This is a genomic window from Kitasatospora sp. HPM-01-4, assembly GCF_051374625.1.
In the GTDB taxonomy this organism is placed as follows: domain Bacteria; phylum Actinomycetota; class Actinomycetes; order Streptomycetales; family Streptomycetaceae; genus Kitasatospora.
Genome location: NZ_JBPQGP010000005.1, coordinates 6,866,468 through 6,890,579, shown reverse-complemented (window position 1 = coordinate 6,890,579; position 24,112 = coordinate 6,866,468). Strand labels below are relative to the sequence as shown.

The 24,112-nt window shown below is 72.4% G+C and carries 20 protein-coding genes; 7 read left to right on the top strand and 13 right to left on the bottom strand.

Annotation, left to right across the window (positions count from 1 at the left end; all coding sequences use genetic code 11):
- Nucleotides 1-188: 188 nt before the first annotated feature.
- Entirely contained in the window at nt 189-455 is a 267-nt protein-coding gene (locus ACSMTC_RS30195; RefSeq protein WP_436562891.1) for a hypothetical protein, read from the bottom strand.
- 208 nt (nt 456-663) lie between these two features.
- Entirely contained in the window at nt 664-1,605 is a 942-nt protein-coding gene (locus ACSMTC_RS30190) for a hypothetical protein (protein ID WP_436562890.1), read from the bottom strand.
- A 715-nt stretch (nt 1,606-2,320) separates the two neighbouring features.
- On the opposite strand from ACSMTC_RS30190, the gene ACSMTC_RS30185 reads away from it, so the two are divergent.
- Complete coding sequence (locus tag ACSMTC_RS30185; RefSeq protein ID WP_436562889.1) at nt 2,321-4,633, top strand: bifunctional glycosyltransferase/CDP-glycerol:glycerophosphate glycerophosphotransferase; 2,313 nt, start codon at nt 2,321-2,323, stop codon at nt 4,631-4,633.
- Nucleotides 4,634-4,709: 76 nt separating this feature from the next.
- Here the strand turns inward: ACSMTC_RS30185 and ACSMTC_RS30180 are convergent, their stop codons facing one another.
- The gene (locus ACSMTC_RS30180) at nt 4,710-6,311 is read right to left on the bottom strand and encodes a Na+/H+ antiporter (RefSeq protein ID WP_436562888.1); all 1,602 of its coding nucleotides are present in this window, start codon (nt 6,309-6,311) and stop codon (nt 4,710-4,712) included.
- Nucleotides 6,312-6,585: 274 nt separating this feature from the next.
- Here ACSMTC_RS30180 and ACSMTC_RS30175 point away from each other — a divergent pair, with 274 nt between their 5' ends.
- A complete protein-coding gene (locus tag ACSMTC_RS30175) occupies nt 6,586-7,260 on the top strand; it encodes a lysophospholipid acyltransferase family protein (RefSeq protein ID WP_436562887.1) in 675 nt (224 codons plus the stop codon).
- On the opposite strand, the gene ACSMTC_RS30170 is transcribed toward ACSMTC_RS30175, so the two are convergent.
- The 5 genes from ACSMTC_RS30170 to ACSMTC_RS30150 all read right to left on the bottom strand — a co-directional run bounded on the left by ACSMTC_RS30170 (nt 7,230) and on the right by ACSMTC_RS30150 (nt 13,623).
- Nucleotides 7,230-9,242 carry an ABC transporter ATP-binding protein gene (locus ACSMTC_RS30170; RefSeq protein ID WP_436562886.1) on the bottom strand — a complete coding sequence of 671 codons (2,013 nt, stop codon included), beginning with the start codon at nt 9,240-9,242 and terminating at the stop codon, nt 7,230-7,232. The two genes, ACSMTC_RS30175 and ACSMTC_RS30170, sit on opposite strands and share 31 nt — an antisense overlap.
- 120 nt (nt 9,243-9,362) lie before the next feature.
- Nucleotides 9,363-10,136 (bottom strand): SDR family NAD(P)-dependent oxidoreductase, encoded by a 774-nt coding sequence (locus ACSMTC_RS30165; RefSeq protein WP_436562885.1) that lies wholly within the window; start codon nt 10,134-10,136, stop codon nt 9,363-9,365.
- A gap of 84 nt (nt 10,137-10,220) precedes the next feature.
- Nucleotides 10,221-11,117, bottom strand: a complete 897-nt coding sequence (locus ACSMTC_RS30160; RefSeq protein ID WP_436562884.1) for an SDR family oxidoreductase — start codon at nt 11,115-11,117, stop codon at nt 10,221-10,223.
- On the bottom strand, nt 11,114-12,034 hold the full coding sequence (locus ACSMTC_RS30155) for an alpha/beta fold hydrolase (RefSeq protein WP_436564852.1): 921 nt from the start codon (nt 12,032-12,034) through the stop codon (nt 11,114-11,116). The genes ACSMTC_RS30160 and ACSMTC_RS30155 overlap by 4 nt, the downstream gene beginning before the upstream one ends.
- Nucleotides 12,035-12,078: 44 nt before the next feature.
- Complete coding sequence (locus tag ACSMTC_RS30150; RefSeq protein ID WP_436562883.1) at nt 12,079-13,623, bottom strand: flavin-containing monooxygenase; 1,545 nt, start codon at nt 13,621-13,623, stop codon at nt 12,079-12,081.
- A gap of 213 nt (nt 13,624-13,836) precedes the next feature.
- On the opposite strand from ACSMTC_RS30150, the gene ACSMTC_RS30145 reads away from it, so the two are divergent.
- The gene (locus ACSMTC_RS30145; protein WP_436562882.1) at nt 13,837-14,631 is read left to right on the top strand and encodes a MerR family transcriptional regulator; all 795 of its coding nucleotides are present in this window, start codon (nt 13,837-13,839) and stop codon (nt 14,629-14,631) included.
- 220 nt (nt 14,632-14,851) lie between these two features.
- The gene (locus ACSMTC_RS30140; protein ID WP_436564851.1) at nt 14,852-15,649 is read left to right on the top strand and encodes an inositol monophosphatase family protein; all 798 of its coding nucleotides are present in this window, start codon (nt 14,852-14,854) and stop codon (nt 15,647-15,649) included.
- 202 nt (nt 15,650-15,851) lie between these two features.
- Here the strand turns inward: ACSMTC_RS30140 and ACSMTC_RS30135 are convergent, their stop codons facing one another.
- Nucleotides 15,852-17,345 (bottom strand): pyridoxal phosphate-dependent decarboxylase family protein, encoded by a 1,494-nt coding sequence (locus ACSMTC_RS30135; RefSeq protein ID WP_436562881.1) that lies wholly within the window; start codon nt 17,343-17,345, stop codon nt 15,852-15,854.
- The gene (locus tag ACSMTC_RS30130) at nt 17,342-18,772 is read right to left on the bottom strand and encodes a diaminobutyrate--2-oxoglutarate transaminase family protein (RefSeq protein WP_436562880.1); all 1,431 of its coding nucleotides are present in this window, start codon (nt 18,770-18,772) and stop codon (nt 17,342-17,344) included. The genes ACSMTC_RS30135 and ACSMTC_RS30130 overlap by 4 nt, the downstream gene beginning before the upstream one ends.
- 187 nt (nt 18,773-18,959) lie before the next feature.
- On the opposite strand from ACSMTC_RS30130, the gene ACSMTC_RS30125 reads away from it, so the two are divergent.
- On the top strand, nt 18,960-19,700 hold the full coding sequence (locus ACSMTC_RS30125; RefSeq protein ID WP_436562879.1) for a class I SAM-dependent methyltransferase: 741 nt from the start codon (nt 18,960-18,962) through the stop codon (nt 19,698-19,700).
- A 148-nt stretch (nt 19,701-19,848) separates the two neighbouring features.
- Here ACSMTC_RS30125 and ACSMTC_RS30120 read toward each other — a convergent pair whose 3' ends face one another.
- On the bottom strand, nt 19,849-20,610 hold the full coding sequence (locus tag ACSMTC_RS30120) for a MerR family transcriptional regulator (protein ID WP_436562878.1): 762 nt from the start codon (nt 20,608-20,610) through the stop codon (nt 19,849-19,851).
- Nucleotides 20,611-20,836: 226 nt separating this feature from the next.
- Complete coding sequence (locus tag ACSMTC_RS30115) at nt 20,837-21,208, bottom strand: winged helix-turn-helix transcriptional regulator (protein ID WP_436562877.1); 372 nt, start codon at nt 21,206-21,208, stop codon at nt 20,837-20,839.
- Nucleotides 21,209-21,292: 84 nt separating this feature from the next.
- On the opposite strand from ACSMTC_RS30115, the gene ACSMTC_RS30110 reads away from it, so the two are divergent.
- Nucleotides 21,293-22,201, top strand: coding sequence for an NAD(P)-dependent oxidoreductase (locus ACSMTC_RS30110; protein WP_436562876.1), 909 nt, complete (start codon nt 21,293-21,295; stop codon nt 22,199-22,201).
- A 220-nt stretch (nt 22,202-22,421) separates the two neighbouring features.
- Entirely contained in the window at nt 22,422-23,183 is a 762-nt protein-coding gene (locus ACSMTC_RS30105) for an alpha/beta hydrolase family protein (protein ID WP_436562875.1), read from the top strand.
- Nucleotides 23,184-23,508: 325 nt separating this feature from the next.
- Here the strand turns inward: ACSMTC_RS30105 and ACSMTC_RS30100 are convergent, their stop codons facing one another.
- The gene (locus tag ACSMTC_RS30100) at nt 23,509-23,814 is read right to left on the bottom strand and encodes a chaplin (protein ID WP_436562874.1); all 306 of its coding nucleotides are present in this window, start codon (nt 23,812-23,814) and stop codon (nt 23,509-23,511) included.
- Nucleotides 23,815-24,112: the final 298 nt, after the last annotated feature.

The window sequence follows — 24,112 nt, the reverse complement described above, 5'->3', positions numbered from 1 at the left end:
GCAGGACGTACCGGACGCACGGGGCGGCACAAGCCTCGCGGGGCCCACGCGGGCGGACAGCGAAAAGCGCGCGGGCAGTGGTCCGGGAAACAGCCGGTCCGGTCCTGCCTCCGGGCAGCACGACGACCCGACAGACCTCCGGTCCATCGGGTCGGGTCGACCGGGCCCGCTCAGGGCGGGCCTGGGTCTCAGCCCCGGCTGCCGAACAGGCTCCGCTTCAGCCTGCGCAGTGGCGCCAGCAGCAGCACCCGCGTGCCACGGCGACGGGAGGCCGGGCTGGCCACACCGCGCGGCGTCAGCTCTCTTATCAGGCCCAGCGCCTCCGCCGTGTCGACCGTCGAGAGCGCCGGAGCTCCCAGCACCGACAGGTGGCGGTCGATCCGGCGGCCGGTCGCGCCGACGCCGCACTGGATCGCCGGCACCCGGGGCCGACTCCGTACTTGCATCTGTTCCATCTGTTTCCCACCCCTACGAGGCGCCAGGGCCGTGGCGAAGACTATCCGTGAGGGACGGCCTTCGCGCAACCGCCCTGGTGTTCTGCCACCGTACCGTGCGCGGTCAACTGACGCTTCACCAGGAGGCCGTGGCCTGGGTCACGACTGCGCATCAACCCGACATATCGGCGGCCGGGAAACACCCCGGCCGCCGGCCGACCCGTCCTCCTTACTGTTCCGGGGTGAATCCGGCCGCCACCGGCGCGCGGCTCAGCAGCTCCGCGCCGGGCGCACGAGCGGCCTCCCCGCCGGGCGGCGGTTGCAGCATCGAGGAGACCCCGACGCCGGAGAGGCCGAGCCCGGTGAAGGCGACCAGGGCGAGGACGGTCAGCCAGGATCCCGCCGATGCCCAGTGCACCAGGCCGGCATAGCGGAGCAGGCCGGCCAGCCCGAGGAGGCCGGTGCCGATCAGGGCCACCATGCCGTTGCGCACCCGGCGCAGCTCGGCCTCCCGCCAGCCGAGCAGCATGGACACCCCGAAGGTGAGGCACCAGGCGCCGAACACCCGCACGTCCAGGGCGCGCACCTGCCAGGGCCAGTACCGGGCCAGGGCATCCGGCACCAGGTACAGCAGCAGGCCGGCGGCGGCGAAGGCCAGTCCGTTTCCGGTGATCGGCACGGCGACCCACCAGGGCAGCCGGGGAGGCCGGGTGGCGGAGTTCCCGTTCCGCGCCTGCCAGCGCGCGTTACGGCGCCACTGTGCGCCGAGCGCGATCAGCCCGACGAGTGGAGCGGCGGCATGGACCCCGAGCCAGACCCGGGCGGAGCGGTCGGCGCCCCCGTCCCCGGTCAGCTGGAGCGTGCCGCGTCCGAGCAGACAGGCGCCGAGCGTCAGCAGTATGAGGAGCGAGCTGGCGGCCACCGCCACCCGCACCTTCACCCACTGTCCGGTACACAGCGCCATGGCGAGCATCAGGCAGATGCCGCCGTATCCGGCGCCGAGGAGGCTCGCGGTGACGGGCGACATCCGCCAGGGGAAGAGGTCCGCGGTGTGGCCACTGAGCAGGGTGAGGTCGGCGGCGGCGTACCCGGCACCCAGGAGCAGCGGTGCCAGCATCAGCCCCTGTAACGCCGGGCTGACTGCCGGGCCCGCGTTCGGCTGTGCGCTCACGTTGACTCCTCGGGACGGCGGAGGACGGTCGGCGGGGAGCCGACGGGTGCGGAACGGCATGGAGGGGCGCGCACCGATGAGCGCCCTTTGTGAGATGTCCCGTCAATATATGTGAGATGTCCCGTCAATATAGGAGCCGGGGCCATACCCGGCAATGGGCCGGGCGATGCTTCAGGAAATGAACACATCCGGGGGATTGACGCCCTCGCTCCTTACAAGCAATATCTCTAGCAATGCGGGCGACCGGGTCACTCTCCCGGCGTCCCCCGGTCGGATGAATTCATCCCGGCCCACGTGAGTTCGACAGCTGAAGAGCTTCCGGCACCAACCGTGAGTCACTGTCCGGCCACCCCGACGCTGCGGTGGCCTGGCTACGGATGGTGTACGGACCGGCGGCCGACCGTTGAGGGTCGGTCGGGCCGCCACCGGGCTGCCGGTGCCGCCGCTCGAACGGCGCGGCACCGGCGGTCGCCCTTTCGGCGGAGTCCGAAGCCCTGATCCCGCCCGAGAGTCCGGACCGCGCCCGGGGGCCTGGCCACCGGGCCTGAGCGCCCCGTCCGCGAGCCGTCTCTGCGCCTTTGCGCCACCTCTCCGTTGCCTGAGCGTCACCGAACACCCACTGTGCGTGCATCGCGGCTCACTACAGTGAAGTGAACGGCACCGAGCCGCCTTTCGACAGCCCAGCGCCCAGCACCCAAACCGGAGTGAATCCAGCGTGAATCCCCTCCTGAGCATCGTGCTGCCAGTCCACGGGGTGGAGCTCTTCCTCCCCCGCTGCCTCGACTCGCTCGGAGTGGGTGCCACCAGAACCGCCGCCGAGGGCGCGCCGGCCGAGGTCGAGGTGATCGCGGTGGACGACCGCTCCCCCGACGGCTGCGGTGCGATCCTGGACGACCACGCGGCCCGCGACCCCCGCCTCCGGGTGCTGCACCTGGCCGAGAACCGGGGCCTCGGCGGCGCCCGCACCGCGGGTCTGGCCGAGGCACGCGGCCGGTACGTCTGGTTCGTGGACAGCGACGACTGGCTGCCCGACGGCGCCCTGGAGGCCGTCCTCGCCGAGCTGCGCCGCGAGCGGGACGCCGAGCAGCCGGTGGACGTCCTGCTCACCGACTTCACCCACGTCTACCCGGACGGCTCCACCGAGCCCAACCCGTGGCGCCACCTGCTGACCGGTTCCCCCCTCGCCGAGGGCTGCACGGCCCGCGAGCACCCGGGCGTGATGCAGACGGTCATGGCGGTCTGGAACAAGGTCTTCCGGCGCGGGTTCCTTCAGGACTTGGACGTCTCCTTCGGCCGCGGGTACTACGAGGACATCTCCGTCACCTACCCGGCCGTGGTCGCCGCCCGCCGACTGCGCTACCTGGACCGGTCCTGCTACACCTACCGCCGCGGCCGCCCCGGCGCGATCACCAACACCGCCTCGCCCAAGCACGCGGACGCCTTCGCCCAGTACGATGCGATCTTCGCCTTCCTCGACCGCAGGGGCATCGGTACCACCGGCCAGGACGCCCTGCGCAACCTGGTCTTCAACCGCACCGTGAAGCAGGCCCTGACCATCTACGACACCCCCGGGCTGGTCCCGACCGCACTGCGCGACGACTTCTTCCGCCGGATCGGTCGGCACTTCGAGCGCCACCGCCCGCCCGGCTACCGCTACCCCGCCGGCCTGCGCGGCATCCAGTACCGCCTGGTGGCCACCGGCTCCCGGCGCACGTACAGCGAACTGCGTCGCACCAAGCGGATCCCGCGCTCCCTGCGCCGCCGGGCCGGCGAGATGGCGCCGATCGTCCGCAAGGGGGTGCGCAGCGGTGCCAGGTACGCGGCGTACAGCACCTTCCGGCGGCTGCCGCTGGACGAGAACCTGGCCGTCTACGCGGCGTACTGGCACCGGGGTTACGCCTGCAACCCGGCCGCGATCTACGAGAAGGCCCGGGAGCTGGCCCCACAGGTGCGCGGGGTCTGGGTGGTGGAGACCAGGGCGCAGGCGGCCGCCCTCCCCGCCGGGGTGCCGTACGTGGTGGTGAACACCCCGGCCTATCTGCGGGCGATGGCCACCGCCAAGTACTTCGTCAACAACGTCAACTTCCCGCACACCATGGGCAAGCGGCCCGGGACGGTGCACGTCCAGACCCAGCACGGCACCCCGCTCAAGAGCATGGGCATGGATCTGCGGAAGTACCCGGTCGCGGCCGACGGGATGGACTTCGACCGGCTGCAGGAGGCCGTGGACCGCTGGGACTTCCTGGTCTCGCCCAACCCGCACACCAGCGAGCACTTCAGCCGTGCCTTCCCCGGCCGCTACGAGCTGCTGGAGACCGGATACCCGCGCAACGACCGGCTCGCGGGCGCGACGGCCGCCGAGGTGGCGGCGGTGCGCAGGCGGCTCGGGCTGGCGGAGGGGCAGCGGGTGGCGCTGTACGCGCCCACGCACCGGGAGGGGCAGGGCGGGTACGTACCGCTGCTGGACGTCGGCGAGTTGGCCTCGCGGCTGGGTGCGGACTGGACGCTGCTGGTCCGGGCCCACTACTTCCACTCCGGCGGGATCGGGGAGTCGGCCCTCGGCGCGGGTGCGGCGCGGGTGGTGGACGTCTCGGCGCACCCCTCGGTGGAGGAGGTCTGCCTGGCCGCCGACGCGCTGGTCACGGACTACTCCTCGCTGATGTTCGACTATGCGGTGCTGGACCGTCCGATGGTGGTCTTCGCGCCGGACTGGGCCGAGTACCGCCGGGTGCGGGGCGTGTACTTCGATCTGCTCGCCGAGCCTCCGGGCGCGGTCGCCACCGACCCGCTCCAGGTCGCCGACGCACTGCTGGCCGGTGATCCGGCGCCGGGCGCACGGGCGGCGTTCCGCGCACGGTTCTGCCCCTGGGACGACGGCCAGGCCTCCGAACGCGTCGTCCGCCGGGTCTTCCCGGTCACGGCGGAACCGGCCAGGGGCGATGCCTCCGAGCGCGGGAGCGAACCCTCAGGGGCGCGAAGGACCGTGCGGGACGGACGGCAGCGGGCGGTACTGGCCACCGGCGGGTAGGTCGCGGACCCCTGCTCCAGGAGCAGGGGTCCACCGACCGGGCTGCTCCGAAGGGCCGTTCTGCCCTTCGAAGGCCTCAGAGCGGCCCCAGCCCCGCCTCCTCGAGGTCGAGCGCGTGCTGGAGTTTGCCCCGGATGGCGTCGCTCACCTTGTGTTCGGCGTACAGGCGGTGGAGGGTCTGGGACTCGACGGCGATCAGGTCACGGCGCAGGCGGCGGTAGGCGGTGACGGTGACCGTGTCGGTGTCGGCCTCCTGCCCGGTGAGGGCGAGCCGGGCCTGGTCGATCCTGGACTGGAGGTCGCGCCGCATCCGGTCGGCGACCACGGGCGAGACACCGTCGGTCTCGGTCATCTCCTCCAGGCGGTCGAGCGCGGCGACCAGGATCCGGTTCACCGCCTGGGCCTCCTCGCGCGCGGTGTCCTCCGGCTCCAGCGCGATACCGGAGGCCCTCACCACGGGGGCCAGCGTGAAGCCCTGGACCACCAGGGTGAAGGCGACCACCGAGGTGGTGAGCACCAGGACCAGCTCCCGGTAGGGCAGCCGGGTCCCGTCGCCCGCGGTCAGCGGGATGGTGAGGGCGGCGGCGAGCGGCATCACGCCCCGGGTGCCGGCCCAGGTCATCACGGCGGGCACCCGCCAGTTCAGCGGTCCGGCCAACTGCCCCTGCTGGATGCGCTGTCGGTGCATGAACCAGGAGGTCGGGCCGATCCAGAGCAGCCGGATGACTATCACCACCAGTGCTATCAGCAGCGCCTGCCAGGTCCAGGCCCACTTCTCACCGCTCAGCTGCCCCATCGTCCCGAGCTGGTCGAGCATTCCCGGCAGCTCGAGGCCGATCAGTGCGAACACCGCGCTCTCCAGCACGAAGACGACCGTCCCGTACACGGCGTGGACCTGGAGGCGGATCCGGGCGTTGGTCAGCCGGTGGCTCTGCGCGCCGAGGGCGACCCCGGCCACCACCACCGCCGTGACGCCCGAGGTGTGCAGGTCCTCGCCGATCACATAGGCCGCGTACGGCGTGACGAGCGCGGTGACGGTCTCCAGTACGGGGTCCTCGGTACGGCTGCGGATGTAGGCGACCACGGCCGCCACCGCCCCGCCGACGAGCGCGCCGCCACCCGCCAGCAGCACGAACTGCCCGGCGGCGGACGGCAGTGAGACCGAGCCCGCCGTCACCGCCAGCGAGACGGCGACCTTGAACAGCACCAGGCTGGTGGCGTCGTTGAACAGGCTCTCGGACTGCACCAGGGTCTGGATCCGGGGCGGCAGGGCGAGCCGGCGTCCCAGCGCGGTGACCGCGACCGGGTCGGTGGAGGCCAGCACAGCACCCAGGACGAAGGCCATGGCCGGGGAGAGCGGTGTGATCGCCGAGGCGACCAGGCCGACGCTGAACGCGGAGGCCAGCACCAGGCCGAGTGCGAGCACCGTGACGGGCCGCCAGACCGCGCGCAGCTCGCGCCAGGAGATCTCCTCCGCCGAGGCGTAGAGCAGCGGTGGGAGCACCGCGATGCTGATCACCTCGGGCGGCACCCTCACGCTCGGGATGAACGGCATGATCCCGACCACCACTCCGGCCACGACCAGCAGGGACGGCGCGGGGATGCTCCACCGCCGGGCCCCGGTGGCGACCGCCGTGGCCAGCACGACCAGCAGCAGGACGGTGGTGACCCCGCTCATCGGACGCTCTCCCGGTACCTGGATCCCAACGCTGCTCTGACGACTCGCGGTCTCACCTGAACGGGCCCCCCGGGCTCGGCGCGGGCGGGGTGCCGACGCGAAGTCATCCCCCCCTGATCATCGGTTTTGCGTACAACCATACGCAGCGCGTGATGCGGATCGCAGTGGCCGACGGACCGGCATAGTGGACGGCCGACGGGGTTCATGACGTAATCTGCCGTCTGACCTCGGCCCAGTCACGAGTCCGGGGATGTCGGTCGGCCAGGGAGGGCCCATGCTCAACCTCATCACCAAGCTCGTGCTCAAGCCCGTGGCGAAGGCGCTCTACCGCCCCGTCATCGAGGGGCTGGAGCACGTGCCGCGCAAGGGTGGGGTGATCCTGGCCAGCAACCACCTGTCCTTCATCGACAGCGTGGTCATCCCGCTGACCGCACCTCGTCAGGTCTACTTCCTGGCCAAGGCCGAGTACTTCACCGGCACCGGCCTCAAGGGCGCGCTCTCCCGGGGCTTCTTCACCAGCGTCATCAACGCGGTGCCGGTCGAGCGCGGCACCTACCGCTCGGCGGCCGCCTCGCTGGAGCAGGCACTGGGCATCCTCCAGCAGGGCAAGGCGTTCGGCATCTACCCCGAGGGCACCCGCTCGCTGGACGGTCGGCTCTACAAGGGCAAGACCGGTGTGGCCTGGCTGGCGCTGACGGCCGGTGTGCCCGTGGTGCCGGTGGCCCTGGAGGGCCCGGCGGACATCCTGCCGGTCGGCAAGCGGATCCCCCGGCTGCGCAAGGTGACGGTCCGTTTCGGCAAGCCGCTGGACTTCTCCGAGCTGCACGGCCAGGCCCGCAACGCCAGGGCGCGCCGCCAGGTCACCGACGAGGTGATGGCGGCGATCCACGAGCTCTCCGGCCAGGAGCTGGCCGACACCTACAACGAGCGGCCGGAAGCGGCGGCCTGAGGGTCCGGCGGGTTTCCGTTCACCGAACTCCCTTTCACCGTAGCTCCGTTCGCCGCCGGGATGCCGGCCACCGGACTGCCGGCCGCCGGGAGACCGGCCGTCGGGAGACCGGCCGCCGGACCGCCCGCCGCGAGGACGTCCGCCGCGAGAACATCCGCCGGCGCACCGTCGAGGTGTCGGACCGGCACCGGCTGCTCGCGGCGCAGCAGTGCCGCGTAGCGGCCGCCCAGGGCGAGCAGTTGCTCGTGGGTGCCCAGCTCGGCGATCCGGCCGCCGTCGAGGACGGCGATCTGGTCGGCGTGGCGGACGGTGGAGAGCCGGTGCGCGATGGTGATGGTGGTCCGGCCGACGGCGAGGGCGTCGATGGCCTGCTGGACGGCGCGTTCGGTCTGGTTGTCCAGCGCGCTGGTGGCCTCGTCCAGGATCAGGACGGGCGGGTTGCGCAGGATGGTGCGGGCGATGGCCAGGCGCTGCTTCTCGCCGCCGGAGAAGCGGTAGCCGCGCTCACCGACCACGGTGTCGTACCCCTCGGGGAGGGCGGCGATCATGTGGTGGATCTGGGCCGCCTCCGCGGCGGCGACCAGTTCGGCGTCGGTGGCGTCCGGTTTGGCGAAGCGCAGGTTGTCGGCGACCGAGGCGTGGAAGAGGTAGGTCTCCTGGGAGACCACGCCGATGGCCTCGGCCAGGGTCGCGAAGGAGAGTTCGCGGACGTCGGTGCCGTCGAGGGTGACCCGGCCGCCGGTGACGTCGTAGAGCCTGGGCACCAGGTAGCTGAGCGAGGTCTTGCCCGAGCCGGTCTCGCCGACCAGCGCGAGTGAGCTGCCCGCGGGCACCTTGAGGTCGATCCCGGCCAGGGTGGGCCGCGCCTGCTCGGGGTGGTAGCGGAACTCGACGTCCTCGAAACCGACGTCGCCCCGCACCTCGTCCGGCCGGACGGGGTGTGCGGGCTCCCGGATCTCCACCGGCAGGTCCAGGTACTCGAAGATCCGCTGGAACAGTGCCAGCGAGGTCTGCACGTCCACGCCGGTGGAGAGCAGGCTCACGGTCGGCCGGAGCAGGCCCTGCTGCAGCGAGACGAAGGCGACCAGGGTGCCGATCGAGACGATGGGCGCGCCCGCGGCGCTGGCCAGGCCGGCGGCCCAGTAGATGACGGCCGGCATCGCGGCCATCACGATCCCGATGGTGGACATCCGCCAGCGCCCGGCCATGCTGGAGCGCACCTCCAGCTCGGCCAGTTCGGCGGACTGGTCGGTGAACTCCCTGGAGAGCGAGTCGGAGCGGCCCATGGTGCGGCCGAGCAGCACCCCGCTGACAGAGAGCGACTCCTGGACGGCCGAGCTCATCAGCGCGAGCTGCTTCTGCCGCTCACCGGTGATCCGCTTGCGCTCGTTGCCGACCCGGCGGCTGATCCAGACGAATAGCGGGAGCAGCAGCAGGGAGACCACGGTCAGCCGCCAGTCCAGCGCGACCATCGCGACCACGGTGGCCACCACGCTGGTGAGGTTGGAGACCAGTGAGGTCGCGGTGGAGGTGACGGTGGACTGCATGCCGCCGATGTCGTTGGCGATCCTGGACTGCACCTCGCCGGTGCGGGTCCGGGTGAAGAAGGCCAGCGACATCCGCTGCAGATGGCTGTAGACGGAGGTGCGGAGGTCGTGCATCACATGCTGGCCGACCCTGGTGGAGATCAGCGTCTGCAGCACGTTGAAGATGCTGTTGACCACGGCCGCGGCGATCATGCCGAGCACCAGCAGGCTGAGCAGCCCGGTGCGTCCCCGGGGGATGGCGGTGTCCAGCACCGCGCGGAGCAGGAACGGGGTGGCCACCGAGACCACGGCGGAGGCGCCGACCAGCAGGCCGACCAGGGCCAGGCGGCCCGCGTAGGGGCGGAACAGGGCCAGGATCCGGCGCACCTCGGCGGGGGGCTTGGGTTCGCCCTCGGCGCGCGGTGGCGGGGTCCAGTCGAGTCTGTCGGGCTTCAAGGGCGGCCTCCTGGGGACACGGGAACGGACATGGCGGCAGCGTATAGAGAAAAGCTCATAGTTAGCAAAGCTAATAATGAGGCTGATCCTATTCCCGTGTCCTCCCAGGAGCCCCGGCGGCTACCTGGGGCCGTACGTCCTGGCCGCCCTGGAGGAGACGCCGCCGAGCCTGCCCGCGGGCAGTACCCGGCTGAGTGCCACGGCCGCCTTGTAGCGCATGCTCGGGACCGACAGGCTCCGCCCGCGCGCCAGGTCGCGCAGCGCCTCGTCCACCACGCGGTCGGCGGAGAGCCAGGCCCAGGCGGGGATGTTGCCGGTGCCCATGCCGGCGCGCTGGTGGAACTCGGTCCTGGTGAAGCCGGGGCAGAGGGCCACCAGGCGGACCCCAGTGCCGCCGAGGTCACGGGCGATGCCCTGGGTGAAGTTGACCATCCAGGCCTTGCTCGCCCCGTAGGTGCCGCGCGGCACGAAGGCCGCGACCGAGGCGACGTTGACGATCCCGCCGAAGCCGCGCTCCTTCATGCCCGGGACGGCGGCCATGGTCAGCCGCAGCACGGCCTCGATATGCACCTTGACCATGTCCAGCTCGGCCTGCAGCGGCACGTCGAGGAAGGCGCCCTTGTTGCCGAACCCGGCGTTGTTGACCAGGATGCCGACCGGCCGCTCGGCGTCGCGCAGCCGCTCCTCGACGGCGGCGATCCCCTCCTCGGTGGCCAGGTCGGCGGTCAGGGTCTCCACCTGGACGCCGTAGCGCTCGCCGAGGTCGGCGGCCGCGGCCTGCAGCCGTGGGGTGTCGCGGGCGACCAGGACCAGGTCGCGGCCGTCCTTGGCGAGGCGGCGGGCGAAGGCCGCGCCGATGCCGGCGGTGGCGCCGGTGATGAGGGCAGTCGTCATGTGCAGACCGTACTGGCTGGTGTGCACCGTGCGACAGCTCGGGGCGCGGGGCTCCGTCGACCGGCGGAGCCCCGCACTCCGCCGCTACTCGACGGTGGCGCCGCGCGTGGCCGTGTCGGCGGCGCCGCCCGCGCCGACCGCGCGCAGCCGGGAGGCGGCGGTCGCCTTCAACTGCGGGGCCAGGCGGGCGATGTCGCGGGCGCCGACGGTGGCGATCAGGCCGGGCAGCACCCCGCGGACCGCCTGCATGCCGCGCAGCCAGGCCTGGGCGTACACATGCGGGGAGCGGCGGGCGATTCCGGCGAGCAGCCGGTCCACCGCCGGGTCGAGCGGGTAGGTCTTGTTGGCCGGCCAGGGCAGCCGGGCACGCATCTGGGCCAGCACGGTGTCCTGGTCGGCACCGCGCACCATGTCGGTGTCGGTCCAGCTCAGGTAGCCGACACCGACCTTGACGCCCTGGTGGGCGACCTCGGCGCGCAGCGAGTGGGCGAAGGCCTCGACGCCCGCCTTGCTGGCGCAGTACGCGGCCATCAGCGGCGCCGGGGTGAGCGCGGCCAGCGAGGCGATCTGCAGCAGGTAGCCGCCGCTCTCCGCCAGCGCGGGCAGGAAGGCGCGCGCGGTGGCCACGCTGCCGAGCAGGTTGACCTCGATGACCCGGTCGAAGGCCCGCGGGTCGCTGTCCCGGAGCGGTCCGCCGATGGCGATACCGGCGTTGGCCACCACGGTGTCGATCCGGCCGTGGCGCTCCTGGATCCGCCGGGCCGCGGTGCTCAGCGCCTCCAGGTCGGTGACGTCCGCCTCCCAGAAGCTGGCGGCGGGGCCGCACTGGGCGGCGACCGCCTTCAACTCCTCGGGCTCCAGGCCGACCAGGGCCACCTCGGCCCCGTGCTGGGCCAGCTTGCGCGCCAGTAGCGCACCGACCCCGCGCGCGGCCCCGGTGACCACCACGACCTGTGCGGCGAGCGGCGGTGTCGTGCTCATGCGGTCACACTCCTGGCTTCGGCGGTACGGAGGCTGACGGCCCGCCGGATCTCCGCGGCGACCTCGGCCGGCCGCTCCACGGGGGCCATGTGGCCGACGCCGGGGAGTTCCAGCAGCCCCTGCGGGTCGGGCAGTGCGGCCACGATCCGGCGGGCGTGCACGGGCGGGGTCAGCCGGTCGCGGGTGCCGACGACCACGGCGGTGGGCGCGGCCAGCCGGGCGAGCTGCGGCCGGACGTCCAACTCGCCCAGCACCCGGCCCCATTGGTAGCGGGCACCGGTCGGGCAGGCGTGCACCACCCGGGCTACCGCCTCGACCCGGCCGGGCGGGGTGGCCGGGCCCATCAGGCCGTACTTGAACAGCGCCTTGCTGACGGTGCTCACCGGGCCCAACGGCAGCCTGGAGTTCAGGATCCCGCGGTGCAGGAAGCGCCGGAGCGCGGGCGGCCGCACGCCTGCGGGGAGGACGTTCGCCTCGGCCAGCAGGTCGCTCGGACCGGTGCTGACCAGGACGGCGGCGGCGGTCCTGACGGCCACCTCGGCCCGGTCGGCGGCGGCCATGACGGTCATTCCGCCCATGCTGTGCCCGGCCAGCACCGCCCGTTCCCCGGCCGGGACCAGCCGGGTGAGGACCGCCTCCAGGTCGTCGGCGAGCTTGACCGTGGAGTAGCCGGCGGCGGTCGGCGGGATGTCGCTGCGGCCGTGGCCGCGCTGGTCGTACGCCACCACCCGGAACTCGCCGGTGAGTTGGTGGATCACCGGGGCCCAGAAGGCGGTCGAGCAGGTCCAGCCGTGGACCAGGACCACCATCGGCGCACCCTCGGGGCCGTACGCCTCGGCATGGATCCAGTGGCCGTCGGCGGAGCGGATCCGGTACTCCTCGGCGGGCGCGGGCAGCGCGCAGTCGGCGGCGGCCATGCGGTTGCGGCCGGCCCGGCGGCTTCGGCTGGTACGGACGGGCTTCACGCGGCGACCTCCTTGGCCACGGGCGCGGTGCGCTTGAGGAGCTCGTACTCGGCCAGGTCGACCCGGCGGGTGGCGCGCCGGAACTCGCTGGTACTGCCCGGCCAGAGGGTGGTGTTGCGGCCGGTGGAGTCGGTGTACCAGCTGCGGCAGCCGCCGGTGCTCCAGACGGTGCGCCGCATCCGGTGCTGGACCTCCAGGTTCCAGTGCCGCTGCGCCCGCGCGGTGGGCTGCATCGCGGTGGCGCCGACCGCCTCCAGGGTCTGCAGCGCGTCGACGACGTAGTTCAGCTGGGACTCGATCTGCAGGATCATCGAGCTGTTGCCGAGGCCGGTGTTGGGCCCTATCACCAGGAAGAGATTGGGGAACCCGTGCACGGTGGAGCCGCGCAGCGCCTCCATCCCACCCTTCCACTCCTCGGCCAGACTGTGCCCCTCGGCCCCGAACACCCGCTCGGCGATGGGGAGATCGGTGACGTGGAACCCGGTGCCGAAGACGATCGCGTCCACCTCTGCCTCGGTGCCGTCGGCCGCGATCAGGGTGGAGCCGCGCACCTCGGCCAGACCGGAGCCGATCACGTGGGAGTTGGGGGCGGCGAGCGCCGGGTAGTAGGTGTTGCTGAGCAGGATGCGCTTGCAGCCGATCCGGTAGTCCGGGGTCAGCCTGGCCCGCAACCGCGGGTCCGCGACGCCTCGTTGGAGGTTGCGCTCGGCCATCCGCTGGACGAGGCGGAGCATTTCGGGTCGGCGGACGAAGGCACCGACCTGGAGTTCGCGCATCGCGAAGACCGAGGCCCGGCGCAGCAGGCCGGTGGACGGGACCCTGCCGTGCAGCCACTTCTCCAGCGCCGAGATCTCCCGGTCGGCACGCGGCAGGACCCAGGCGGGCGTGCGCTGGAAGACCGTCAACTCGGCTACCACGGGCTGGATTTCGGGGATGATCTGGGCGGCCGAGGCTCCGGTGCCGATGACCGCGACCCGCTTGCCCGCCAGGTCGTAGTCGTGGTCCCAGCGCGAGGAGTGGAAGACCCGTCCGGGGAAGTCACAGAGCCCGGGCAGGTCCGGCGTCGTGGGGTCGGCCAGCGGTCCCGTGGCGGACACCACGGCGTCGGCGGTCCAGCTGCCCGCGCCGGTGGTGACCCGCCAGCGGGTGTGCTCCCGCTCCCAGCGCAGCTCGGTGACCTCGGCGTGGAACCGCAGGTGCGGGCGGAGGCCGAAGACGTCGGTGACCTTCTCCAGGTAGGCGCGGATGTCCGGCTGGTGCGAAAAGCTGCGCGGCCAGCCGGGGTTGGGCGCGAAGGAGAAGGAGTACAGGTGCGAGGGGACGTCGCAGGCGCAGCCCGGGTAGCTGTTGTCCCGCCAGGTGCCGCCGACCGAGCCGGCCCGCTCCAGGATGACGAAGTCGGTGATCCCGGCCCGTCGCAGGCGCACTCCGGCGCCTAGCCCGCCGAAGCCGGAGCCGATCACGGCGACCCGGACGTGCGGGGCGGCGAGCGGGTCGTCGGGCGCGGACGGCTGCTTGCTGCGCTGGGAACTGGATGCCATGCGGCGGCCTCCTGGTGCTGTCGGGCGACGGGAGTGCTGGATGGGCGCGGAGTCATCGACCGGGCTGATGAGGCGTCCGGATCCGCGACCGCGGTTGCTTGCACCATCGCGCCAGTAATCACTGGCACGATTGGCAGGGTAGTCCGTACCGGCGGTTCTTGGAAGACGACGGGCCGCACCGAATTCCGGCACCGCCGCCCTATGCTGAGCCGCGTGGCGGAGATCGAGAGCACAGGCAGCGGCGCCCCGCGCGAGTACCGGGTCGAGGAACTCGCCGAGGCCGCCGGTATCACCCCGCGCACCCTGCGCTTCTACCGCGAGCGCAAGCTGCTGCCGCCGCCGCGCAAGCAGGGCCGGATCGCCTGGTACGGCGAGGAGCACCTGGCCCGGCTGCGCATGATCGCCGAACTGCTGGAGCGCGGGCACACCCTCGGCGGCATCACCGAGTTGATCGGCGCGGGCGAGAGCGGCCGGGACGTGGCCGAGCTGATCGGGCTGCGGGCCGCCATCACCGAGCCCTGGTCGGACGAGTCCCCGGTCCACCTCAGCTGGGCGGACCTCGCCGATGCCTTCGGCGACCAGCTGACCGAGGCCAACACCGCCGAGTCCGTCGCCCAGGGGTACATCACCGTCCGGAAGGACGGCATCACCCACATCAGCCGCCGCCTGATGGACGCCACCGTCTCCCTGGTCGCCGAGGGCGTGCCGCTCTCCGCCGTGCTCGCGGCCAGCCGCAAGGCGCAGGACTACGCGGACGCCGTCGCCGAGGTCTTCACCGCACTGATCAGGGACGAACTGCTCGGCGCCCTCAACCACGTCGAGGACCTGCCGCCCGGCGAGGCCGTCCGGCTGACCGAGCAGATCCGCCGGATCCGCCCACTGGCCCGCACGGTCGCGGACGCCCAGTTCACCCTGGCCATGGACCGGCGGGCGCACGCCGAGTACGACGCCCTGCTGAGCCGGGGCGACTGCCGGGACGAGGACCGGGGCGAGCGCCGGGACGGCTGAGGCCCCACCGCCGCTCGCGGCCCCGGGCGGAGCGTCGGCGGCCTTTCCCCGGCCCGGCCCCGCACTGCCCGGGGCTCCACGGCGACCTGCCCGCCGAACCGCGGCCACTGCCCGGAGGCGCTTCCCGCCGTCGTCCGAACTCCCCTACCGGGCCCGACGCGAACCCTGATCGCACGGACGTGCGAGAGTGGTAGCAGTGGAAGGGAGCGCGCGAGTGCTGATGGAGAAGGTGGCGGAGATCCTCGCCGAGGCGTCGGCCGAGGCGGTCGAGCCCCGTTTCCGGGCACTGGCCGACGGCGAGGTCATGGAGAAGGCCCCCGGGGACCTGGTGACCGTCGCCGACCGCGAGGCCGAGGTGATCATCTCCAGGCGGCTGCGCGAACTGCTCCCCGTCCCGGTGGTCGGCGAGGAGGCGGTGGCCGCCGACCCGTCGCTGGCCAAAGCCCTGGTCGAGGAACCGGCGGTCTGGCTGGTCGACCCGGTGGACGGGACCTCCAACTTCGTCGCGGGCCGCCCCGACTTCGCCGTGATGGCCTCGCTGGTCCGCTCCGGGCAGACCGTCGCCGCATGGATCTGGCAGCCGATCAGCAGGACCGCCTACAGCGCCGAACTCGGCTCGGGTGCCTGGCGGGACGGGCACCGGCTGGTCCGCCGCCCCGCCGACGACGCCCCCGAGAAGTGGCGCGGCACACTCAAGAGCCGCTACCTCGACCCGGGGCAGCACCACCGGATGCAGGCCAACGCCCGTGTCTTCGGCCGGACTTCCGAGGGCCTGCGCTCGGCCGGCATGGAGTACCCGCTGATCGCCGAGGGCGAGCAGGAGTTCATCCTGTACTGGCGCACGCTGCCCTGGGACCACGCCCCCGGCTCGCTCCTGATCACCGAGTCCGGCGGCGTCTCCGCCCGGCTGGACGGCTCCCCGTACTCCCCTGACCCGCCCGGTGGCGAGGACGGCCTGCTGGTCGCCTCCGACCCCGCGGTCTGGGAGCACACCCGGGACATACTCCTGGGCCGCTGACCCGGCGGGCGCGCGCGACCGAACGGACGGTGCGCCGCCGAGCGCCGGAGCCACGGGGTACGCGCGCGCACCGGCGGCTCCCACGGTTCGCCGTCCCGCACGAACGACGTTCGGCCGGATCCGGCCGGAGCGGCCGATCGGGCTCCGCCGCACCGCCGCTGACACCCGGTCCGGCGCTGCCGGCACCCGGCCCGTCCGGGTGTCAGCCGTCCACCTCCCGCCCGGCCCGGACCACCGCGTCGAGCAGCGCCGCGATGTCGGCCACCGAGGTGTTCGGGTTGAGCAGGGTCAGCTTCAGCCGCACCCTCCCGGGGCCGGTGCCGGGCAGTTCGGTCCGGCCCACCACGGCCCGGCCCTCACGGAGCAGCAGGCGGCGCAGTCCGGCGTTGACGCGGTCCGCGGCGTCCGGGCTCCACGCGGCGGGGCGGTAGCGGAAGACCACGGTGCTGAGGATCGGCTCGCAGTACAGGTCCAGGGCCGGTTCGGCGCGGACCATCGCGGCGGCGGAGTGCGCCAGTTCGTGGCATGTATCGACAAGTCGACCGAGGCCGTGGCGGCCGAAGGTCCGCAGGGTGACGGCGATCTTGAAGGCGTCGGCCCTGCGGGTGGTGCGCAGCGAGCGGCCGAGCAGGCTCGGGTAGCCGGCCTGCTCGTCGTCGGCGGGGTTGAGGTAGACGGCGCGCCTGGCGAGCGAGGCGTAGGTCTGCGCCCGGCGGACCAGGAAGACCCCGGCGGCGGCGGGCTGCCAGCCCAGCTTGTGCCAGTCCAGCGCGATGGAGTCGGCCCGGGCGATGCCCTCCAGCAGGGGGGCGAGGCGGTCCGAGAGCAGGGCGCCGCCGCCGTACGCCGCGTCCACGTGCAGCCAGCTGCCGTACCGGGCGGCCAGGTCGGCGATGGGGTGCAGCGGGTCGATCGCGCCGGTGTCGGTGGTCCCGGCGGTGGCGACGACGGCGATCGGCCTCGCCCCGTCGGCCACCGCCTCGGCCAGTGCGGCGGCGAGGCGGTCAGGGTCCATCCGCAGTTCGCGGTCGACGGGGACGGCGGTCACCGCCCGCTCCCCGAGGCCGAGCAGGGCGGCGGCGCGCTGAACGGAGAAGTGCGCCGCCTCGGAGGCGAAGATCCTGGGGCGTACGCCCGCGGGCAGACCGTCCAGCTCCACGCCGGCGCCCAGCGCCTGGTCACGCGCCAGCATCAGGCCCATCAGGTTGGACTCGGTGCCCCCGGTGGTGAGCACCCCGGCGGAGTGGTCCGGCCGGTAGCCGACCAGCTCGGCGAGTTCGGCGAGCAGCGCGGTCTCCAGGGTGGTGCCGACGGGCGCCTGGTCCCAGGAGTCCAGCGAGGGGTTGAGGACGGAGACCGCGAGATCGGCGGCGACCGCGACGGCCAGCGGAGGGCCGTGCAGGTGCGCGGCGCAGGACGGATCGGCCGGGTCGGCGCTGCCGTACGCGAGCAGTTCGGCCAGCCGGGGCAGGGCGTCCCGGTCGGTCTCCTCGCCCTTCTCCACACCGTCCCTGACGTACCGCAGGACCGCCTCGAAATGCTGCCCGAGCGCCCTCGGCCCACCGGCCGGCACCGGCCCGCCACGGCGTGCGGCGCCCGACTCCAGGGCGGTGAGCGTCAGTTCGACCATTTCCCGCAGGGCCGCCGGCCCGTGCACCCCGCCCGAGAGCGGCACCCGGCAATCGGAGAGCCTCATTCCGAGCCCTCGCCACGGTGCCCCTCGCTGCCCGGACCGGCACCGCCGGCGGGGTCGCTCGCGGCGGCCTCGATCGCGTCGGCGAGCCGGTCGAGTACCGCCTCGACCTGTTCGTCGGTGATGGTCAGCGGCGGCAGCAGGCGCAGTACCGCGTCGTGGCGCCCGCCGAGTTCCACGATCAGGCCCCGCTGGAGGCAGGCGGCGCGGACCCGCACGGCCAGCCGGGGGTCGGCCGGACAGGCGCCGCAGGAGTCCGCCTCGCCGCTCGGGTCGACGAGTTCGATGCCGAGCATCAGCCCCCGGCCCCGGACGTCCCCGATCACCGGCAGCCGGCCGCGCAGCCCGCGCAGCCGCTCCGTGATCCGGGCTCCCACCACCGCCGCCCGCTCGACCAGCCCGTTGGCGGCCACGAAGCGCAGGGTCGCGGCTCCGGCGGCCATCGCGAGGGTGTTGCCCCGGAAGGTGCCGGTGTGCGCGCCGGGGCGCCAACTGTCGTACTGCTCACGGTAGACGACGACCGCGAGCGGCAGACTGCCGCCGATCGCCTTGGAGAGCACCATCGCGTCCGGCACGATGCCGCTGTGCTCGACCGCCCACATCGCCCCGGTCCGGCCGACCCCGGTCTGCACCTCGTCCACGATCAACGGGATGCCGCGTTCCGCCGTGATCCGCCGCATCTCGCGCAGCCACTCGTCGGGGGCCGGCACCACCCCGCCCTCGCCCTGCACCGCCTCCAGGATCATCGCGGCGGGCGGCAGCACTCCCCCGGCGGGATCGTCCAGCAGCCGCTCGATGTAGGTCGCCCCCAGCCGCGCGCCGCGCTCGCCGAGCCCGAACGGGCAGCGGTAGGCGTACGGGTACGGCAGCCTGGTGACCTCTCCCCCGCTGGGCAGCGGGGACTTGACGCCGACGTTGCCGGTGACCGCCAGCGCGCCCGCCGTCATGCCGTGGTACGCCCCGGTGAAGGCGAGCGCACCGCGCCGCCCGGTGGCGGTCTGCATCAGCTTGAGCGAGGCCTCGACCGCGTCCGTCCCGGCGGGACCGCAGAAGTGCACCCTCGCCTGCTCGGCGAACTCGCGCGGCAGACTCTCGAACAGGGCGGTGGTGAAGTCGTCCTTCTCGGAGGCGGCCAGGTCGAGCAGGTGCAGCGGGGCGCCGCTGTCCAGGGTGCGGCGGATCGCCTCCAGCACGACCGGGTGGTTGTGGCCCAGTGCGAGAGTGCCCGCTCCGGAGAGGCAGTCGAGATAGCGCCGCCCGTCCGCGCCCTCGACGGTCATACCGTGGGCGCGCACCGGCACGATGGGGAACGAGCGCGCGTACGTGCGGGCGGCCGACTCGCGGATGCGCTGGCGGCGCAGGATCCCGTCACCGGCCACGGGCCCGGTGGCGTGGGCGGTCGGCCCGGCGGTATGGGCGGTCAGGGTCAAGGGAGGCTCCCCGAGGTCAGGTTAGGTAAGCCTAACTTTACTCACTCGATCCGCCCGATCCGCCCGCCACCCGGAACTTCACCCGCGTGGGTGAGGCCCTCTCACCTCCCCCAACGACCGGGCCGCACCCGAGGTCACGTACGCTGCGGCCGGGAGACCCCGGAGCCCTGAGTGCGAGGAACCGCAGATGCCCCACCGAACCGAGCAGTCGAAACGCCCGTCGGCCGCACCGACCGTGCAGACCACACCGGCCGCACCGACCGTGCAGACCACACCGGCCGCACCGGCCGTGCAGACCACACCGGCCACACCGGCCTCGCCGAACGCGCGCGATGAACGGGCCGAACGGGAACACGCCCGGGAGTTCTTCGCCGTGCGCGCCGCCGACTGGGACCGCCGCTTCCCCGACGACGGTCCGCGCTACGCCGCCGCCATCGCCCTGCTGGGCCTGAAGCCGGGCGACTCGGTACTCGACGCGGGCTGCGGCACCGGCCGGGCGCTCCCCCTTCTGCGGGCCGCCGTCGGCCCGCAGGGCACCGTACTCGGACTGGACCTGACCCCCGAGATGCTCCAGCAGGCCCTCGCCCACCGCGCCGAGGCCGCACTCGTCAACGGCGACGTCTGCCATCTCCCGCTGCGCGACGGCGCGTTGGACGCCGTCTTCGGTGCCGGCCTGATCTCACATCTGCCCGACCCGCCCACCGATCTGCGCGAACTCGCCCGCGTCACCCGCCCCGGCGGCACGCTCGCCCTCTTCCACCCGGTCGGCCGCGCCGCTCTCGCCGCCCGCCAGGGCCGCCAGATCACCCCCGACGACCTGCGCGCCGAGCCCAACCTCCGCCCGCTGCTCGCCGCTTCGGGCTGGCACCTCACCTCCTACACCGACACCGCCGAGCGCTACCTCGTCCTCGCCACCCGCACGGCCTGAGCCCGGACCGGCGACAGCTCGGTTCACCACTCCTCCGTCAACAGCCGCTATCTGTAAGGTCATTGACGCGAAGACCGTGAGCACCGCGACGACGGTGGCAGCCGGAGCCGACGGACGGCGCCTGGTCCGCCGGCTCCGCCCATCCGGGTCAGGCGAGGCGGGTGTCCGCGTAGGCGAGGATCGCGTCGCGCTGGTACTCCGCCAGGCCGGTGGCGATCGTCTCGTAGGCGGAGCGCCACTGGTCGTTGTCCACGACGCTGCGACCCATCGCGCGGAACTCATCCGCGCTCACCGGTCGGACCTCGGCGAGCGTCCGGTACTGGCCGTCGATCTCGGCCTGGACCGCAGGGTCGGTCACGGGCCTCCCGGCCGCCATGAACTCGGCGATCCGGACCATCGTCGCGGTCCGCTCCCGCTGGCCCCGCTCGGCCTCGGCCATGGTGGTGGTGGCGGCCAGCCGTTCGGCCTCCTCGGCCCACTCCGGGAAGTCCTCGCGCAGCTCGGAGCCGATCCGCTCGGTGGCGAAGCCCTCGAACAGGTTCTCAGGGCGGTTGATGCTCGGCATGGTGCCGTCCTTCCGTGTCGTCTGGAGTTCGGCGATGGTGCGGGCGACGGTCCGGGCGAGGGTGTCGAGGCGCTTGCGCTCCTCGACCAGCCGCTGGTGGTGCGCGCGCAGCGACTCCAACTCGTCCACCTGCCGGCTGAGGATCCCGGCGATCCCGTTGAGCCCGAGGCCCAGCTCCCGCAGCAGCAGGATCTGCTGAAGCCGCAGCAACTGGCCCTCCTCGTAGTAACGGTGTCCGTTGTCACCGACCCACGCGGGCCGCAGCAGTCCGATCTGGTCGTAGTGCCGCAGCGTCCGAGCCGTCACCCCCGACATCCGGGCGACCTCCGCGATCGGCCAGGCCATCACCCGTCCCCTTTCACCGTCCGTCCTCTCGGCCGGTCGTCCCGGCCACGTTCCCGACGGTAGGCGTTGACGCTGCGGCAACTTCAAGTGCGGCGTTCCCGCACGGCCCCGTCCCCTTGCGTGTCGACCTGCTCCCCCTCGGGTTGGCCATGCCCGGGGCGCTGCGCTCGGCGGAACGGGTCCCTCAGGGGTGACGCGCACTCACGGGGCCGGTGGGCCGGGATGCCTACCCGCGTGAGGGCTCGGCCACGTCGACGACTTCGAAGCCTTCGCGACGCACCCGCTCAGTCCCCCAGGCGCCGAGCGGCCTGAGCGCTTGATCAAGCGTGCGCCCGTGCTCGGTCAGGGAGTACTCGACCCGCGGCGGCACCTCCGCATAGACCTCTCGGTGTACGAGACCGTCCTCCTCCATCTCACGCAGATGCTGCGTCAGCATCTTCTCGCTCACGCCCGGCAGAGCACGACGGAGCTCGGCGAAGCGGCGTACGCCGTGGGTATCGAGCTCCCAGAGGATCAGCCCCTTCCACTTGCCGCTCACCACGTCGAGCGCGGCGTCGATGCCGCAGATGTAAGGCCCGCGCCTCGGTGCCTTGGCCATCACTGATCCCCCTTACGAAAAGGTAAGTACCCCAGAAAATAGTGGGTACTTCCGAGAATAGTGACGCTCTCCGAGCATGGAGGGGTGAACGAACCACAGAACCACACCACCAGGCAGAACAGCGCTGTCACCGTGATCGGGCTCGGCCCGATGGGCCAGGCGATGACCCGCACCCTCCTCACCGCCGGCCACCAGGTCACCGTCTGGAACCGCACCGCCGGTCGGGCCGAAGGCGTCGTCACCGACGGAGCGACGCTCGCGACGACACCCGGCGAAGCGGTCGAAGCGAGTGACCTCGTGATCCTCAGCCTCACCGACTACCAGGCGATGTACGACATCCTCGACAGCGCCACCGCATCGCTCGCCGGCCGGACGCTGGTCAACCTGAGCTCTGACACTCCCGACCGCTCACGCGAGGCAGCCTCCTGGGCTGCGGGCCACGACGCCGCCTTCCTCACCGGAGGCGTCATGGTCCCCGCGCCGATGGTCGGCACGGAGGCCGCCTACGTCTACTACAGCGGCCGCGAGCAAGTGATGGAGAGCCACCTGTCGGCGTTGACCCCGCTCGGAACACCGAAGTACCTGGGCGAGGACCCGGGCCTCGCCCAGATGATGTACCAGGCCCAACTCGCCGTCTTCCTCACCACCCTGTCCGGACTGATGCACGCCACCGCGATGCTGGGTACCGCAGGAATGAAGGCCGGGGAAGCGCTGCCGGAGCTGCTCTCCGCCGCCGACTCGACCGGCGACATCCTGAGGGCAGTTGAGGAGAACCCCGGCACCGCGCTTGACGCCGGAGAGCATCCCGGCCACCTCAGCACGGTCACCATGATGGGCGCGACCTCCGACCACATCGTCGAGACCAGCACGTCACTCGGCCTCGACCTCGCGCTCCCCCTGGCCGTGCAGGCCCACTACCGGCGCGCGATCGAGAACGGACACGGCACCGACAACTGGACCCGCATCATCGACAGCATCCGAGGACCGCGCTGACCGAGTCCTGTCCGGAGTCGTGATCACGCGGCGGGGAAGCGGATTGGACGGGATGACGCTCGGGCTTGTAACTTGCAGTCGACCGTGACGCCGCCCGAGGAGGTGAGACCCATGAACGCTGTATCGACGTGGGTGCTCCCCCTTTCCATCACGGCCGGCGACTGACGTAGGTGTCGCCGGGAGCGCCTCGACAACAAGGCACTCCCGAAAGGCAACACCTGTGCACTCTCTGCAGTTCACCGCCGAGTCGTCGTCTAACGGCATGGTCGAGCGCGACTTCACCGTGGGCGACATCCCCGGCGTTCTCTGGTCGCCGGCCTCCGGCACCGACCGCGCGCCCCTGGTCCTGATGGGCCACGGCGGCGGCCAGCACAAGAAGCATCCGGCGATGGCGGGCCGCGCCCGCCTTCTGACCGGCTGCGGCTTCCATGTCGCCGTCATCGACGCGCCCGGTCACGGCGACCGGCCGCGCACCGAGCACGACGAGCAGGACATCGCCGAGCTGCGCAAGGCGCAGGCGGCGGGCGAGCCGGAAGGGCCGATCGTCGTCCGCTACAACGCCCGCCTGGCGGAGGTCGCCGTGCCCGAGTGGCAGGCGACTCTGGACGCCCTTCAGGAACTTCCGGAGATCGGCACCGATGGGCCGGTGGGCTACGTCGGCATCGGCCTGGGCACCGCGATCGGGCTGCCGCTGGTGGCGGTCGAGCCCAGGATCACGGCCGCGGTCTTCGGCATGCACTGGCCGGATGCCCTGGTCGAGAAGGCGAAGCAGATCACCGTCCCGGTCGAGTTCGCCATGCAGTGGGACAACGAGCGCATCCCGCGCGAGGCCAGCCTCGCACTGTTCGACGCCTTCGCCTCGAAGGAGAAGACGCTGCACGCCAACGCGGGCAAGCACTTCGACATGCCGAGGTTCGAGGCCGACAGCGCGGCTCGGTTCTTCGCCCGGCATCTCGGCCGGACGGTCACCTCACCGGCCTGAAGGTGAGCGGCAGCGGCGTCCGGTCTTCCGATCGGGCGCCGCTGCCGCACCTTGGGACCTGCGCCTACTGGACAAGTCCACAGCTGACGACGGGCTGAGTCGCTACAGCGTGCCGCCGGAGGCGTAACTCACCCGAACACTGAGCAGCACGAACGCAAAAAGCCCCCGCACCGACCCCCACAGAGGGAGGTAGGTACGGGGCCCGTTGTGGTCCGCCGGCCGAACCCGGCCGCCCATGCCCGGCCGGGTTCGAGCCACGTCATCAGTGGCTGCGGAGGCGGAGGACCCCCATCAGCCCGACTGGCGGCACCCGCCGCAACGTCTATCAGCCGTTGCCGCCACCGCCGATGGCCGGGTTACCCACGCCGACCACATCGATGGTGTTCCCGCAGATGTTGATCAAGGCGTTGACGGGGATCTGGATGTTGTTGCCGGACAGCACACCCGGCGATCCGACGGCGAAACCCTTGGCGTAGGCGTTACCGATGTTGAGGCAGTCGGCGGGCGGGAAGTGGTCGTGACCGTCGTGCTCGTGCCAGCCTGAGCCACCTGCGACAGCGGGGCCTGCGGCGACGATAGCCAGCGCGGCAGCAAGGCCAGCGGCAGACAGGTACTTCTTGGTGTTGGTCATGACCGAAGGAATAGCTGGCCAACCCAGGCGACATGAAACAAGCCAGCCGCTTCCTCACTCGACTGCCCGCAGGCTTCACACCAATGCAGCAGGCACGCGCCCGGGGCCGTCTGCGGGCGCGAAGAGCCTCGGCCGGCCGGGTGTGGGGGCCGCTACGCGGCTGTGGGCACCAGCTCGGACACCGTCTCGGGGGCCAAGTTGAGTCGCATGCTGCTGGTCGAGGCGGGCGGGGCTTCGTCGCGGGCCTATGCGCCCGCCGCAAACTCAGAGCCTGGTGGGGTGGCTGACGGGGCGACCG

Bases quoted from the DNA above. Each gene is read 5' to 3' on its own strand.
- ACSMTC_RS30150 (WP_436562883.1), bottom strand. From the start codon at position 13,623: ATGGCATCCAGTTCCCAGCGCAGCAAGCAGCCGTCCGCGCCCGACGAC.
- ACSMTC_RS30165 (WP_436562885.1), bottom strand. From the start codon at position 10,136: ATGACGACTGCCCTCATCACCGGCGCCACCGCCGGCATCGGCGCGGCC.
- ACSMTC_RS30155 (WP_436564852.1), bottom strand. From the start codon at position 12,034: ATGGCCGCCGCCGACTGCGCGCTGCCCGCGCCCGCCGAGGAGTACCGG.
- ACSMTC_RS30180 (WP_436562888.1), bottom strand. From the start codon at position 6,311: ATGAGCGGGGTCACCACCGTCCTGCTGCTGGTCGTGCTGGCCACGGCG.
- ACSMTC_RS30140 (WP_436564851.1), top strand. From the start codon at position 14,852: ATGGAGAAGGTGGCGGAGATCCTCGCCGAGGCGTCGGCCGAGGCGGTC.
- ACSMTC_RS30120 (WP_436562878.1), bottom strand. From the start codon at position 20,610: ATGGCCTGGCCGATCGCGGAGGTCGCCCGGATGTCGGGGGTGACGGCT.
- ACSMTC_RS30195 (WP_436562891.1), bottom strand. From the start codon at position 455: ATGGAACAGATGCAAGTACGGAGTCGGCCCCGGGTGCCGGCGATCCAG.
- ACSMTC_RS30115 (WP_436562877.1), bottom strand. From the start codon at position 21,208: ATGGCCAAGGCACCGAGGCGCGGGCCTTACATCTGCGGCATCGACGCC.
- ACSMTC_RS30175 (WP_436562887.1), top strand. From the start codon at position 6,586: ATGCTCAACCTCATCACCAAGCTCGTGCTCAAGCCCGTGGCGAAGGCG.
- ACSMTC_RS30135 (WP_436562881.1), bottom strand. From the start codon at position 17,345: ATGAGGCTCTCCGATTGCCGGGTGCCGCTCTCGGGCGGGGTGCACGGG.
- ACSMTC_RS30160 (WP_436562884.1), bottom strand. From the start codon at position 11,117: ATGAGCACGACACCGCCGCTCGCCGCACAGGTCGTGGTGGTCACCGGG.
- ACSMTC_RS30100 (WP_436562874.1), bottom strand. From the start codon at position 23,814: ATGACCAACACCAAGAAGTACCTGTCTGCCGCTGGCCTTGCTGCCGCG.
- ACSMTC_RS30125 (WP_436562879.1), top strand. From the start codon at position 18,960: ATGCCCCACCGAACCGAGCAGTCGAAACGCCCGTCGGCCGCACCGACC.